Below are 14,150 nucleotides of genomic sequence, written 5' to 3'. Positions count from 1 at the left end.
GATAGGCAGATCCGGACGAACAGAGGGTGTTGCATGACGGTGCGTCGGGTGATGGGCATCGAGACCGAGTACGGCATCTCCGTACCAGGTCAGCCAGGCGCCAACGCGATGGTCACCTCCTCGCAGGTGGTGAACGCCTACCTGGCGGCCTCCGCCGCCAGGGCGCGCAGGGCGAGGTGGGACTTCGAAGAGGAGAACCCGCTGCGCGACGCTCGCGGCTTCGACCTGGCCAGAGAGGTCGCCGACCCCAGCCAGCTCACCGACGAGGACCTCGGCCTCGCCAACGTCATTCTCACCAATGGCGCCAGGCTCTACGTCGACCACGCCCACCCCGAATACTCCACCCCGGAATGCACCAACCCGCGCGCCGCCGTCATCTGGGACAAGGCCGGCGAACGCGTCATGTACGACGCCGCCCAGCGGGCCTCCGCGATCCCGTCCAACGCGCCGATCCAGCTCTACAAGAACAACACCGACGCCAAGGGCGCCAGCTACGGCTGCCACGAGAACTACCTCATGCGGCGCGCCACCCCCTTCGCCGACATCGTCCGTCACCTCACCCCGTTCTTCGTCTCCCGTCAGGTCGTCGTGGGCGCGGGCAAGGTCGGCATCGGACAGGACTCGCGCGGCGAGGGCTTCCAGATCAGCCAGCGGGCCGACTTCTTCGAGGTCGAGGTGGGCCTGGAGACCACGCTCAAGCGGCCGATCATCAACACCAGGGACGAGCCGCACGCCGATCCGGAGAAGTACCGGCGGCTGCACGTGATCATCGGCGACGCCAACATGTCGGAAATTTCGACATACCTGAAGTTGGGCTCCACCGCCCTCGTCCTCGCCATGATCGAAGACGGCTTCCTGAGCCGCGACCTCGCCGTCGAGAACCCCGTACAAGCCCTGCGCGCGGTCTCCCACGACCCCACCTGCCGCTACGAGATCCCCCTGCGCGACGGCCGCAAGCTCACCGCCATCCAACTGCAGATGGAATATCTCGAGCAGGCCCGCAAGTACGTGGAGGAACGCGGCACCGCCCAGGAAGAGATGAACAAGGACATCCTCGACCGCTGGGAATCCGTTCTCACCCGCCTGGCCGAAGACCCCATGCAGCTCTCCCGCGAACTCGACTGGGTCGCCAAACTCGAACTCCTCGAGGGTTACCGCACCCGCGACTCACTCACCTGGTCCCACCCCCGGCTGCAACTCGTCGACCTGCAATACTCCGACATCCGCCCCGACCGCGGCCTCTACAACCGCCTCGTCGCCCGCGGACGCATGCAGCGCCTGGTCACCGAGGACGACGTCCAGCGCGCCGTCGAGAACCCACCCACCGACACCCGCGCCTACTTCCGCGGCCGCTGCCTGCGCCAATACAGCGAGTCCGTCGCGGCCGCCTCGTGGGACTCGGTCATCTTCGACATCCCGGGCCGCGAATCCCTCCAGCGCGTGCCGACCCTCGAACCACTGCGCGGCACGAAGGCCCACGTGGGCGAACTCTTCGACCGCTGCCGCACCGCCGCCGACCTGGTCGCCGCCCTCACCGGCGGAGACTAGCCGCCGTACGTCTCCGGGCCGGGCCGCTGTCACGTCGCGCTCCCGGCCACGGGCGTTCTTCCAGCCCTTGGTCTTCCGGTCCTTGGACTTCCGGTCCCCGGAGGTGTCCGGTCAGAGCAGGCCGATGCCCAGCGTCAGCGTGCCCACCGCCAGCGACGCGCCGCCCACCACCGTCAGCCCGATGAGCTTGCTCGGCTTGGTGTCGCTGGGACGGACCACCGACAGGAAGAAGCCGAGCGGCATGAGGATCGGGGCGGCCACGATGAGGATGCGGACCAGGCTCTTCAGGCCGTCCGAAAGATCCGCCTGATCCACGTAGAGCATCGCCACGAGGCTGAACAGCACCAGCACGCCCGCGTGAGCGTGACCGGCCCGCCAGAGGCTGCGGCGTACCGGGTTGTCGTTGTAGCCGGGGACGTTTCGCATGAGGAACGTCAGCAGCGAGACGCCGCCGAAGGCCACCGCCGGGACTGTGATGAGAAGCACACCTGCCGTGCTCAGAGACGAGGGGGACATCGAAACCTCCTGTGGGACAGGGGCCTCATTATTGGATAGGGGAACTATCTAGTCAAGTCGGCAAGATCGCGGGGCCTTGGGCGCGAAATGTCGCCCGGTTCGGGGAAGATATGCCTAGAGAGCAGTCCCCCAAGCGGAGGTAGGTAGGACATGGCAAGCAAGGACACAGGTGGCCAGAAGCAGGCCGGTCGGCGCGAGAGCGAGGTCGAGGAGACCGAGGCTTCGGCGGCGCCGGATGTGCAGGAGCGTCAGGAGAAGCTCACTGACGATGTCGACGCGATTCTGGACGAAATCGACGAAGTTCTCGAAGAGAACGCAGAGGAATTCGTGCGCTCGTACGTCCAAAAGGGCGGAGAGTAGGGCAAATCGGACATCAAAATCGGGAGGAATGGGGTGGAAACGCCTGAGGGGATGAAGTGGTGCCCGGACTGTAAGGAGGTGAAGGAGGTCTCTGAGTTCGGGCTCAACAGGCGCATGAGTGATGGGCTTGCGCGGTACTGCAGGGAATGCTTCAAGGTCCGCTCGCTTCGGAGCTACCGGAAGCGTAAGGCCGAGCAGGGGAAGACTGTTCGCGAGAAGGTCGAGGTTCCTGCTGGGCACAAGTACTGTCCGCGATGCGCGGAAGTTAAGGCGTGGGATGGCTTCGGGCGCAATCGATCCAGCAAGGATGGGTTGACTGATTATTGCAAGCCTTGCCACTCCCAGGTGATGCGGGAAAACAAGATCAAGAATCACGGGAGCGAGCGGAACTACCTGCTCAAACACCGCTACGGCATAACCGAGGACGACTTCGAGCGCATGCTTGCCCAGCAGAATGGGCTATGTGCCATCTGCCAGGTGGTCCCCGGCACGTTCGTCGACCACTGCCACCAGAGCGGCCTGGTGCGGGGGGTTCTCTGTTTCAACTGCAACAACGGGCTGGGGCATTTCGGTGACAACACCGTGTTGCTCGAACTCGCCGCCCTCTATCTGGACGGGGAGATCCTCTGGCCCGAGTTCGTGATCCCGCCGCAGCGGCGTCCGGAGTCGGTGGCGCCGACGAGGACTTACCACCTGACCCAGCGTTACGGCATGCGGCATGAGGATGTCGAGCGCATGGTGGTCGATCAGTACGGGTTGTGTGTGGTCTGCTGGGACCGTTCGCCCGAGCATGTCGATCACTGTCACCGTACGGGCGATGTGCGCTACGCGCTCTGCTTGCCGTGCAACACCGGTATCGGCCAGTTCAGGGACGATCCGGGTGTGGCGTGGCGGGCGTTGGCCTATATCGAGGCGACGGTCGAGTGGCAGGACATCGAGGATGTGTCTGAGGAGGAGATCCAGGAGTTCATCCGCGCCGATGAGGAGATGCGGTCCGAGTTCTATGAGCGAGCGGTCCGGGTCTGATCCGGTGGGGCGTATTCGACGGCCACGCCGAGGAGGCGGACCGGCCGGTTGAGGTCGAAGCGGTCGAGCACGGTGAGGGCGGCGCGGGACAGCTCGGCCGCGTCGGTGGTGGGTGAGGGGAGCTTCGACTGGCGGGTGCGGGTGAGGAAGGGCGCGAATCGCACCTTTACCGAGACGCGGACGATCACTCGTCCCGCGGCCGTCGCGTCTGAGGCGACCTGTCGGGCCAGTGTGGCTATGTGGGTGGATATTTCGGTTCCGTCGGTGAGGTCGTGCGGGAAGGTGATCTCGCGGCTGTGCCCGCGGGCGGCCCAGGGAGTGGTGACGACCTCGGCTTCGCCCTTGCCGAGGGCGAGATAGCGATACCAGGGGCCGTTGGTGGGGCCGAAGCGGCGGGCCAGGTCGGCGGGGTCGGCGGCGGCGAGTTGGGCGACCGTGTCGAGGCCCAGGTCGGCCAGCTTTTTGGCGATCTTGGCGCCGATGCCCCAGAGCGCGTCGGTGGGCCGGTCGTTCATGACCTCGGCCCAGTTGTCGCCGGTGAGACGGTAGATCCCGGCGGGTTTGGCGAACGCGGAGGCGAGTTTGGCCTGATGCTTGTTGTCGCCGATGCCGACGGAGCAGGACAGGGCGGTTTCGGCCAGAACGGCCTGCTGGAGGGCGGTGGCCAGCGCCTCGGGGTCGTCGGTCCGGGCGCCGATGAACGCCTCGTCCCAGCCCCAGATCTCCAGCAGGACGGGAAACCCGCGCAGCGTGGCCATGACGCGCTCGGACGCGGCCTCGTAGGCGGGCGGGTCGCTGGGCAGGAAGACGGCGTCGGGGCAGCGTTTGAGCGCGGTGCGGAGCGGCATGCCGGAGTGGACGCCGTGTTCGCGGGCTTCGTAGGTGGCAGTGGCGGCGACGGTGCGCGGCTGGGTGGGGTCGCCGGAGCCGCCGACCACGACGGGTCTGCCGCGGAGTTCGGGGTGGCGCAGGATCTCGACGGCGGCGATGAACTGGTCGAGGTCGACATGCAGGACCCAGTCCCTGGTGGACATGTCTCTCAGAGTAGGACGTGCAGCACCCAGTCCCTGGTGGACGCGTCTCTCAGACGGGCTCCAGTCCCTGGTCGACGCGTCTCTCAGAGTTTGGACGTGCGGGACTCAGAGCCCGGTGGACGCCTCTCTCAGAGTAGGCGGCCGAACCAGAGGAAGCCGACGACCGTGCTGGGCAGGATCCACGACAGCAGTACCACGCCTTCGACGGCCCGTCGTAGCGGCCCGCGGCGGGTGCGCAGCAGCCAGGCGAGGGTGAAGCCGAGCCCGGCCTGGCCGAGGACGGCCGAGCCGCCGACGTAGACGACGGTGAGCCACAGCGAGCTGAGGAAGCGTGGGTCGGTCAGCGTGGTGGTGTAGTTGTCCAGGCCGACGATCTGGGGGTCGGCGGCGGCCAGGCCGGTGAGGCGATAGTCGGTTAGCCCGAGGTAGATCGTCCAGAGGGCGGGGAAGACGAGGAAGACGCCGATGAGGACGAGAGCGGGCAGGACGAACCCGGCCGCTCTGGCCTTGCCAAGCCCAGCCGCGTCAGTGATCATTCCGCTCCCTCACCCGGCGACGTGGTCGGCGCCGCCTACCAGCCCTTCCAGCTTGGTCTGGTAGGCGGCCGCCGCCTCGTCGGCGGTCTTGCCGCTGACGATCGCGGCGGTGGCCTCCTGGAGGGCGACGGAGACCTGTGGGTAGACGGCGAGGCCGGGGCGGTAGGCGGTGATGGGCAGCACCTTGTCGGCGATGTACTTCAGCATCGGGTCGGCGGTGAGGACCTCGCTGTTGACGTCGCCGCGGGAGCTGATCCGGGCCTGTCCGGCCAGCTGCGACTTGGTGGCCGCCGCGGAGTGCATGAACGCGAGCAGTTCCCAGGCGAGCTTGGGGTTCTTGGAGAAGGGGTTCAGGACTCGGACGGCGCCGCCCGACATGCTGGCGAAATCCTGGCCGCGGATGGCGCCGCCGGGGTTCTTGGCGGGGATCTCGGCGTAGCCGACGGCCGAGTCGCGGTCGGCCATGGGGGCGACCCCGGCCTTCGGCTCGATGACGGAGCGCCAGAAGTAGTCACTCTCGGCCAGGATGCCGATCTTGCCGGCGGCGAACTGGGCGAAGGACTTGTCGCGGCCCTTGGCCTCCTGCTGCAGTTTGGGGTCGCTGAGCCCGGAGGCGTAGAGCCGCTGGTAGAAGCCGAGGACGTCCTTCATGGCCTGGGTGGCGCCGGTCCACTTGCCGTCGGCGTAGATCTCGGACCCGGCGGCGGCGAGGAGGGGGAGCACGCCCTGCATGGTGGTGGCCTCGCCCATCGCGGTGCCGGCGTTGATCTGGATGGGGGTGGGCACGCCCGCGGCCTTCAGCCTGCCGGCGGTCGTCAGGATGTCCTCCCAGTTCGTCGGCTGCCATGGGTCGGGCAGTCCGGCCTTCTTGAACAGGGTCTTGTTGTAGAACAGGACGCGGCCGTCGGTGCCCTGGGGCAGGCCGTACTTCTTGCCGTCGAAGACGCCGAGCCCCTGTACGGCCTGCGGGATCTGTGACCAGCCCTCCCAGGAGTCGACGGCGGGCCCGCCCACGTCGGTGAGCGGCTTGATGTAGCCGGCCTGGGCGAACTCGCCGACCCAGATGCCGTCGAGGTCGATGACGTCGGCTCCGGCCTTGGACTTGAGGTCGAGCGCGATCTTGGTCTTGTACTGCTCGTCGTCGACGCCGCTGGGCTGGAAGAGCACCTTGACGTTGTGGTGGGTCTGCTCGAATCCGGGGATCACCCACCGCTTGATCCAGTCGGCGGACTCGGAGTTCTTGCCGCCGGAGATGGAGTTGGCGGTGATGACGAGGGTGATGCCCTCCCCTCCGGCGGGCGCGCCGGTCCCGCAGGAGCTGAGGGCCACGATGGCGAGAGCCGCGATCACCGCAGGTCGGCTGGGGAGTCGCACGTCGGCCTCCTGTTCAGGACGTGCAGACATACCGACAATCGCACGGCCTCTACTGGGCGTAAAGAAACGATCTGGTGACCGGTTCGCCGTGGGCTGATCGTGGGAAGTGCAGACAGCGACGCAACATGAGTAGGGTCCCCTTTAGGGACAGTGACGTTTGGGAGGGAGTCGCGTGGCATCGCACAGGGATCTGCCCGTCGGCTTGATGGACCAGCTTTTCCACAACACCGGAAGTTCCTCGTTCACCGAGTTCGTCGGTTCGCGCGCGCCAGGGCTGCTTCCGGTGCGTGGTGAGATTCTGGCCGCGCCGATCGGCGACCAGGTTCCGCACGCGACCACGATCGTCGCCGCCACGTTCGCGGGTGGCGTGGTCATGGCGGGCGACCGGCGGGCGACGTCCGGCAACATCATTTCTCAGCGTGACGTGGAGAAGGTGTTCAGGACCGACGATTATTCGTGCATGGGCATCGCCGGCACGGCCAGCACGGGCATCGAGATGGCCAGGCTCTACCGGGTCGAGCTGGAGCACTACGAGAAGCTGGAGGGCCGCACGCTATCGGTCAACGGCAAGGCCAACCGGCTGGCCGCGATGATCCGCGGCAATCTCGGCATGGCGATGCAGGGGCTGGTGGTGGTGCCGCTGTTCGCCGCCTATGACGCGGAGCGCGACGGCGGGCGGATCTTCAGCTACGACGTGGCGGGCGGCCCCTACGAGCGTGACCGGTTCGACGCGATCGGTTCCGGCTCGATCTTCGCGCGGGGGGCGCTGAAGAAGCTCTATCGCGATGGGATGTCGGCGGACGACACGGTGATGGCGTTGATCCAGTCGCTGTACGACGCGGCGGACGACGATTCGGCCACCGGCGGGCCCGATGTGACGCGGAAGATCTGGCCGATCGTCTCGGTGATCGACGCCGACGGCTTCCGCCGGCTGTCGGACGACGAGGTGGCCGGCTACGTCGAGCAGATGCTCGAACTCCGCCTCATCTCCCCTGACGGCCCCATCGCCCCGCTGCGCTAGAAAGGACCCCTTCCGTGTCCATGCCTTTTGGATATGCGTCCCCTGAGCAGATCATGCGGGACAAGGCCGACTACGCGCGCAAAGGCATCGCGCGGGGCCGCAGTGTCGTCGTGCTGCAGTACGAGGACGGCATCCTGTTCGTCGCGCCCAACCCGTCGCGGGCGCTGCACAAGGTCAGCGAGATCTACGACCGCATCGGGTTCGCGGCGGTGGGTCGTTACAACGAGTTCGAGGAGCTCCGGCTGGGCGGCATCCGCTACGCCGACATCAACGGCTACACCTATGACCGCTCCGATGTGACGGGTCGTGGGCTGGCCAACCTCTACGCGTCCAACCTGGGCCGCATCTTCACCGAGTCGATCAAGTCGCTCGAGGTGGAGGTCGTGGTGGCCGAGGTGGGTGACACGCCGGAGGGTGACGCGATCTACCGGCTGACCTTCGACGGGTCGGTCTTCGACGAGCATGGCTTCGCGGCGATGGGCGGTCAGGCGGAGGCGGTGGCGACGCGGCTGAAGGAGGGCTACCGGGAGGGCATGCCGCTGGCCGCCGCGCTGGAGGTGGCGCTGACGGCGCTCACGGAGCCCGGTGGGGAGCGTCCGCCGGTGGGGCAGCTGGAGGTGGCGGTGCTGGACCGCAACCGCGAGCACCGCAAGTTCCAGCGGCTCGCGGGGCCGCGTCTGGAGCGTCTCCTCGCCGCCGCTCCGCCCGCTGCCACTCCGCCCGCCGCCGGCGGCTCTCCGCTCGAATCCGATGCCGGCTCCGACACCCCGCCTCCGACCGGTCCTGAGGGCGACGTCGACGACGGCTCGCCGCCGCTCTAGGCCCCGCCTCCGGGCATGCGTGGCCGGGCATGGCCACCGCTCCGGGTGTGCGCGGCTCGGGTGCTCTGATCTCGTCCTGCTCGGGCGGGCGATCTTCGCCCGTCCGAGCTTTTGTCGTACAGGGCCGGCGTCCGCCCGGCTGGAAGGGGATCGGGCGCCGTCACGGGACCGCCCGCGAGCCCTGGGGGAGTGTGACCTGGTTCACACGCATTTGGGCGAACCGCCGAGCGGGAACGAGGATCTCAGAAGGCGTGAAGAACCCAATGCGTACCCTCCTGGCTGGCGCCGCCGCCGCGACCGTCGTCCTTACGGCCGCCACCGCCGCGAACGCCGCCACCACGGGCCTGCCCAAGTTCAAGGCGCCCAAGACCTTCGGCACGACCTTCCAGGCCGACCCGAAGCACGACTTCACCAAGCACATCTCCTCCCGCCACGACGGCATCCTGCGTGGCCAGATCACGCACCTCAGCGGTGACACCGCCGAGTACACGCCGGTCAAGTGGAAGAAGGGCACCATGACGGAGGGGCAGTTCGTCACCCCGCCCGAGGGTGAGTCGATGGCCTACTCCTCGCGGATCGCCAAGAACGTGGTGTTCCTGTCGGCGTTCGGCTGCAAGGTGGCCGAGGGCGACCTCACGGTCGGCAAGAAGGACGCTCTCGGCAGCAAGCGCTGCTCGCGGTCGGTCCTGATCAAGCGGCACAAGAGCAACGCCCACCCGTCGCTGATCACGGTCTACAAGGGCGAGATCGTCCAGGTCCAGGAGATCTACACCCCCTGATGCCCCAAGCGGCCGTACAAGCGGAAAATGACGCCGGTATGACGATCCGGCGGGGCCGCCTCGCGAGACGGACGGAAGCGCGTGAGGGAAACACGGGGAAGATCTCTCCCGCTTGACGATCCGTGGGCATAGTGTGAGGTGATGGATCGTCGCATCTTCGGGCTGGAGAACGAGTACGGCGTGACCTGCACGTTCAGAGGACAGCGCAGGCTGTCCCCCGACGAGGTCGCGCGCTACCTGTTCCGGCGGGTCGTGTCCTGGGGCCGATCGAGCAACGTCTTCCTCCGCAACGGCGCACGTCTGTACCTCGACGTGGGCAGCCATCCTGAATACGCAACACCCGAGTGTGACAACGTCATCGAACTCGTCACCCATGACAAGGCCGGCGAGCGCATCCTCGAGGGACTCCTTGTCGACGCCGAGAAGCGGCTGCGCGAAGAGGGCATCGCCGGTGACATCTACCTCTTCAAGAACAACACCGACTCCGCGGGAAACTCCTACGGCTGTCACGAGAACTACCTGGTCGGCAGGCACGGCGAGTTCGGCCGGCTGGCCGACGTGCTGATCCCGTTCCTGGTCACCCGGCAGATCATCTGCGGCGCGGGCAAGGTGCTGCAGACGCCGCGCGGCGCGGTCTACTGCGTCTCGCAGCGGGCCGAGCACATCTGGGAGGGCGTCTCCTCGGCCACCACCCGGTCCCGGCCGATCATCAACACGCGCGACGAGCCGCACGCCGACGCCGAGCGGTTCCGCCGCCTGCACGTCATCGTCGGCGACTCGAACATGAGCGAGACCACGATGCTGCTCAAGGTCGGCGCCACCGACCTGGTGCTGCGCATGATCGAGGCGGGCACGGTGATGCGCGACCTGTCGCTGGAGAACCCGATCAGGGCCATCCGCGAGGTGTCGCACGACATGACCGGGCGGCGCCGGGTGCGGCTGGCCAACGGCCGCGAGGCCTCCAGCCTGGAGATCCAGCAGGAGTACCTGTCGAAGGCGAAGGACTTCGTCGACCGGCGGGGCGGCGACGCGATCGCGCGCCGGGTGCTGGAGCTGTGGGAGCGGACGCTGCACGCGGTCGAGACCGGCAACCTCGACCTGGTGGCGCGCGAGATCGACTGGGTGACGAAATACCAGCTCATCGAGCGTTACCGCAAGAAGTACGACCTGCCGCTGTCGTCGCCGAGGGTGGCGCAGCTCGACCTGGCCTACCACGACGTGCACCGCAAGCGCGGCCTGTTCTACCTGCTGCAGAAGCGTGGCTCGGTGGAGCGGGTGGCGTCCGACCTGAAGATCTTCGAGGCCAAGTCGGTGCCGCCGCAGACGACCAGGGCGCGGTTGCGGGGTGAGTTCATCCGGAAGGCGCAGGAGAAGCGGCGCGACTTCACCGTCGACTGGGTGCATCTCAAGCTGAACGACCAGGCGCAGCGCACGGTGCTGTGCAAGGACCCTTTCCGCAGCGTCGACGAGCGGGTGGACAAGCTCATCGCCGGAATGTAGCGACTGGTTTACCACGGCCCTACTTCGTTGTCGGATAGGGTGACGCGAATCTGACGTCTTTCCGAGGGAAATCCATGCGCCGCGCTCTGGCCGCTCTGGCCGCCGTGCCTTTGATCTTCTTCGCCGCCGCGTGCGGCGGCTCCGACTCGGGTGCCAACGGAGCCGCCGCCACCGCGAGCAGCGCTCCGGGCAAGGTGCAGGTCACCGGCAATGTGGGCGCCAAGCCCACGGTGACCTTCCCCGCCGGTTCGCCCGCCACCAAGTCCTCCTACGAGGTGCTGACCCCTGGCACGGGCCCGCAGGTGAAGAGCGGCGACAAGATCATCATCAACCTGACCGTCTACAACTGGGACGGCAAGCAGAACGCCTTCCAAGGCTCCTCCTACGACTCCAAGGCGCCGGAGACCATCGCGGTCGACCAGCAGCTGCCGCAGGTGCTGCAGGACGGCTTCTCCAAGGTCAAGCACGGCGGCCGGGTGCTGGCCGTGCTGGCCGCCGACGCCGCTCAGCAGCCGCAGCAGCAGGGCCAGCAGCCGCAGCCGACGAAGGTGTTCGTCGTGGACGTGGTCGGGGCGCCGCCCGCGGCGCTCAAGGCGGCCACCGGCAAGGAGGTCGGCGAGAGCATCAAGGGTGTCAAGGTCGTCAACCCGGGTGGTGACAAGGCGCCCGAGCTGACCACCAAGACCAAGGACAAGCCGTCCAAGGAGCTCGTGGTCAAGACCGTGATCCAGGGCACCGGCGCGAAGGTCAAGGAGGGCCAGACCGTGGTCGCCCACTACACGGGCAAGATCTGGGGCACCGACAAGGTCTTCGACTCCAGCTGGACCAAGGGTGAGCCGGCCTCGTTCCCGCTCGCGAACGTGATCAAGGGCTGGCAGCAGGGCCTGGCCGGGGTTCCGGTCGGCAGCCGGGTCGTGATGAGCATCCCGCCGGACCTCGGTTACGGCAAGCAGGAGCAGAACGGCATCCCGGCCAACAGCACCCTGGTGTTCGTGGTGGACGTACTGTCGGCTTACTGACGGGTGATCTGATAACGCGGTAGCATCTCCGGGCCCGGCGACGACACCGTCGCCGGGCCCGCCCGCTCGGGAGGGGTCCGATGCGCCGCCGTACCGCCGTGCTGCTGTTACCGCTGGCCCTGCTGACGGCCTGCACCGGCACCGAGACGGGCGATCCCGAGCTGAAGGTGGGCGGCCGGTTCGGCGCCAAGCCCACGATCGTCTTCCCGGCCGGCAAGCCGGCGGCGGGGCTGCAGGTGGACCAGCTCGCCGAGGGCAAGGGCGCGCCGCTGGGCAAGGACGACGTGGCGATCGTCCAGTACACCGCGCACGTCTGGGACGGCGGGGAGAACCGGCTCGTCGACTCCAGCTTCAACCGCGGCGCCCCCGCCGCCTTCCCGGTCGGCCGGCTGATGCCCGGCCTGGACCTGGCATTGCGGGGCCGCAAGGTGGGCAGCAGGGTGATCGCCGCCATCCCGCCGGCCGACGGCTTCGGCGCGAACCCGCCGCAGGGGGTCGGCTCGGGCGACGACCTGTTCTACGTGATCGACATCCTCGGCGCGCACCCGAAGAACGCCTCGGTCAAGGGGCGGGCCGGGTCGATGGCGGGCGTGCGGGTGACCGGCGGCGCTCGGCCGGGGCTCTCGGTGCCCGCAACCGCGCCGCCCCGCCGGTTCGCCGCCAAGGTGCTGGCCAAGGGGACGGGCCGCCGGACGCGGGCGGGGCAACTGCTGGTCACCCAGTACGAGGGGGCCATCTGGGGGCAGCGGCGGATCTTCGACGCCACCTGGAGCACCGGGCAGCCGAAGGCGTTCACGATCGGCGACGGCAGTGTGATCAAGGGCTGGGACCGGGCGCTGGTGGGCGTCCCGGTCGGCAGCCGCGTGCTGATGATCGTCCCGCCCGCCTACGGGTACGGGCCCACGGGCCAGCCCGCCTTCGGCATCCGCGCCGCCGACACGCTGGTCTTCGTGGTGGACGTCCTGGCCGCCTACTGAGACGTCCTGGCGGTCTGCCGAGACGTCCTGGCGGCCTGCTGTGACGGTCCTTGTCGTGTGCTGGAGCGAACGGGACGGGGTCAGGGCGTCCAGACGTACGGCGTGGTCGTGGTCACGGTGTGGAAGCCCAGGCGTCCCAGGATCGGCCGGCTGTCGTCCGAGGCGTCCACCTGGAGATGGTCCACCCCGGCCGCCACGGCGAGCTGGGCGCGCCGGGCGACCAGGGCGCGGTAGATGCCGCGGCCCCGCCACTCCGGCAGCGTGGAGCCGCCCCAGAGCCCGGCGAAGCCGGTGCCGGGCATGTGCACCAGCCAGGCGGCCGAGACCACCCGGCCGTCCGCCTCGGCCACCAGTACGGCGATGCCGCCGGGATCGCTCGTGACCCGCTGGATCAGGTCCTCGCCCAGCCAGCTCCAGTCCTCGCCCCAGACGGCGGACTCCATGGCGGCGATGGCCCGCAGGTCGGCGTCGGCGGTCACCTGGCGGATCGTCGCGCCGGCGGTCAGGGGCGGCGCCTCCAGCATCTCCTTGGCGACGCCGACCAGCACCGTCTCCCGCTCCTCCGGCGCGAAGCCCGCGCGGACGAGCCGGTCCGGCAGGTCGGCGGGCAGGTCGTGGGCGCGGGTCTTCCACTCGACGGCCTCGCCGCGGGCCGCGAAGTGGTCGCGCTGGCGGGCGATCAGCGCGTCCAGCCGGTCGCCTTCGACGCCGAGCACGGGCGGGCCCTCGACGAAGCCGCGGAATCTGCCGGTGACGCGCAGCAGCGGGCCGTCCATCTCGTACACGAGCCCGTCGGCGGGGTGCTCGGGGACACGCAGCCTGGTGCGGTCGTAGGCGGCGAGAAGGGGGGAGGGTTCGCTCACGGGGAGAAGCCTAGGGGGTGCGGCCTGCGCCGGGAGATGGCGGTACGGCCGCCGGCGGGAGATGGCGGTGCGGTCCGCGGTGGAGAGGGGCGCCTAGACTCCCGCTGTGAGCGATGACGACCTCGAGGCCCTGGCGCTGCTGCACGATCCGGTGCGGCGCAGCCTGTACGAGGCCGTGGCGGGCAGCGGCGGCGACCTGGGCCGGGGAGAGGCGGCCGAGCTCACCGGAGTGTCCAGGACGCTGGCCGGGCACCACCTGGACAAGCTCGTCGACGCCGGGCTGCTGGAGAGCACCTTCAGGCAGCAGGAGAAGAAGGGGCCCGGCAGCGGGCGGCCCGCGAAGGTCTACCGCAGGGCCGGGGGAGAGCGGTCGGTGAGTCTGCCGCCGCGTGACTACGTGGCGCTGGCCTCGGTGCTGGCCGAGGTCGTCGACTCCCTCGGCGCCGAGGAGGCGGCCGAGAAGGCGGCGCGCGCGGCGGGGGAGCGGCTGGGCCGGGGGCGGAGTGAGCCTGTCGAGGCGGTGCTGCGTGAGCGGGGTTACGAGCCCTACGCCGAAGGCGGCACGCTGCGGATGCGCAACTGCCCTTTCCACGTGCTGAGCCACGAGCAGCCGCTGCTCGTGTGCTCCATGAACCTGGCTCTGTGCCAGGGGGTGCTCGAAGGGCTCGGCGACGATCCCGGGCGGGCCCGGCTGGATCCGCGGCCGGGCGAGTGTTGCGTGGCTCTTTCGGAGACGAAAGACTCTAAAACAAAAGAAGATTGACATAGAAGAAGGA

At 68.5% G+C, this 14,150-nt stretch carries 15 protein-coding genes; 10 read left to right on the top strand and 5 right to left on the bottom strand.

Annotated features, from left to right (window positions below; translation table 11 throughout):
* The first annotated feature begins 33 nt into the window (after positions 1-33).
* Positions 34-1,548 (top strand): depupylase/deamidase Dop, encoded by a 1,515-nt coding sequence (gene dop / locus AB0L53_RS17075; RefSeq protein ID WP_263654939.1) that lies wholly within the window; start codon positions 34-36, stop codon positions 1,546-1,548.
* Positions 1,549-1,659: 111 nt separating this feature from the next.
* On the opposite strand, the gene AB0L53_RS17070 is transcribed toward dop, so the two are convergent.
* Positions 1,660-2,064 (bottom strand): hypothetical protein, encoded by a 405-nt coding sequence (locus AB0L53_RS17070; RefSeq protein WP_363994181.1) that lies wholly within the window; start codon positions 2,062-2,064, stop codon positions 1,660-1,662.
* Positions 2,065-2,214: 150 nt separating this feature from the next.
* Here AB0L53_RS17070 and AB0L53_RS17065 point away from each other — a divergent pair, with 150 nt between their 5' ends.
* Positions 2,215-2,424, top strand: a complete 210-nt coding sequence (locus tag AB0L53_RS17065; protein ID WP_225291274.1) for a ubiquitin-like protein Pup — start codon at positions 2,215-2,217, stop codon at positions 2,422-2,424.
* A 78-nt stretch (positions 2,425-2,502) separates the two neighbouring features.
* Positions 2,503-3,450 (top strand): endonuclease domain-containing protein, encoded by a 948-nt coding sequence (locus AB0L53_RS17060; protein ID WP_363994178.1) that lies wholly within the window; start codon positions 2,503-2,505, stop codon positions 3,448-3,450.
* On the opposite strand, the gene AB0L53_RS17055 is transcribed toward AB0L53_RS17060, so the two are convergent.
* From AB0L53_RS17055 to AB0L53_RS17045, 3 genes are all read right to left on the bottom strand, one after another.
* The gene (locus tag AB0L53_RS17055) at positions 3,426-4,484 is read right to left on the bottom strand and encodes a DNA polymerase IV (RefSeq protein WP_363994175.1); all 1,059 of its coding nucleotides are present in this window, start codon (positions 4,482-4,484) and stop codon (positions 3,426-3,428) included. The genes AB0L53_RS17060 and AB0L53_RS17055 overlap by 25 nt on opposite strands.
* Before the next feature lie 128 nt (positions 4,485-4,612).
* Positions 4,613-5,020, bottom strand: coding sequence for a hypothetical protein (locus AB0L53_RS17050; protein ID WP_363994172.1), 408 nt, complete (start codon positions 5,018-5,020; stop codon positions 4,613-4,615).
* A 9-nt stretch (positions 5,021-5,029) separates the two neighbouring features.
* Positions 5,030-6,394 (bottom strand): extracellular solute-binding protein, encoded by a 1,365-nt coding sequence (locus AB0L53_RS17045; protein WP_363994169.1) that lies wholly within the window; start codon positions 6,392-6,394, stop codon positions 5,030-5,032.
* A 205-nt stretch (positions 6,395-6,599) separates the two neighbouring features.
* On the opposite strand from AB0L53_RS17045, the gene prcB reads away from it, so the two are divergent.
* The 6 genes from prcB (at position 6,600) to AB0L53_RS17015 (ending at position 12,511) form a co-directional block, all read left to right on the top strand.
* On the top strand, positions 6,600-7,415 hold the full coding sequence (prcB, locus tag AB0L53_RS17040; RefSeq protein WP_363994572.1) for a proteasome subunit beta: 816 nt from the start codon (positions 6,600-6,602) through the stop codon (positions 7,413-7,415).
* 20 nt (positions 7,416-7,435) lie between these two features.
* Complete coding sequence (gene prcA / locus AB0L53_RS17035) at positions 7,436-8,236, top strand: proteasome subunit alpha (protein WP_358204892.1); 801 nt, start codon at positions 7,436-7,438, stop codon at positions 8,234-8,236.
* A gap of 263 nt (positions 8,237-8,499) precedes the next feature.
* A complete protein-coding gene (locus tag AB0L53_RS17030; protein ID WP_363994166.1) occupies positions 8,500-9,015 on the top strand; it encodes a hypothetical protein in 516 nt (171 codons plus the stop codon).
* Positions 9,016-9,156: 141 nt separating this feature from the next.
* Positions 9,157-10,515, top strand: coding sequence for a Pup--protein ligase (pafA, locus tag AB0L53_RS17025; RefSeq protein WP_363994163.1), 1,359 nt, complete (start codon positions 9,157-9,159; stop codon positions 10,513-10,515).
* Positions 10,516-10,589: 74 nt separating this feature from the next.
* Positions 10,590-11,534, top strand: coding sequence for an FKBP-type peptidyl-prolyl cis-trans isomerase (locus AB0L53_RS17020; RefSeq protein ID WP_363994160.1), 945 nt, complete (start codon positions 10,590-10,592; stop codon positions 11,532-11,534).
* An 80-nt stretch (positions 11,535-11,614) separates the two neighbouring features.
* Entirely contained in the window at positions 11,615-12,511 is an 897-nt protein-coding gene (locus tag AB0L53_RS17015) for an FKBP-type peptidyl-prolyl cis-trans isomerase (protein WP_363994157.1), read from the top strand.
* Positions 12,512-12,591: 80 nt separating this feature from the next.
* Here the strand turns inward: AB0L53_RS17015 and AB0L53_RS17010 are convergent, their stop codons facing one another.
* Complete coding sequence (locus tag AB0L53_RS17010) at positions 12,592-13,374, bottom strand: GNAT family N-acetyltransferase (RefSeq protein ID WP_363994154.1); 783 nt, start codon at positions 13,372-13,374, stop codon at positions 12,592-12,594.
* Between the two features lie 106 nt (positions 13,375-13,480).
* On the opposite strand from AB0L53_RS17010, the gene AB0L53_RS17005 reads away from it, so the two are divergent.
* Complete coding sequence (locus AB0L53_RS17005; RefSeq protein WP_363994151.1) at positions 13,481-14,137, top strand: helix-turn-helix domain-containing protein; 657 nt, start codon at positions 13,481-13,483, stop codon at positions 14,135-14,137.
* The last annotated feature ends 13 nt before the right edge of the window (positions 14,138-14,150 follow it).

This window comes from Nonomuraea sp. NPDC052129, assembly GCF_040680095.1.
Taxonomy (GTDB): domain Bacteria; phylum Actinomycetota; class Actinomycetes; order Streptosporangiales; family Streptosporangiaceae; genus Nonomuraea.
The sequence above is the reverse complement of the archived record's forward strand: the minus strand, read 5'-3'. Positions and strand labels throughout refer to the sequence as shown.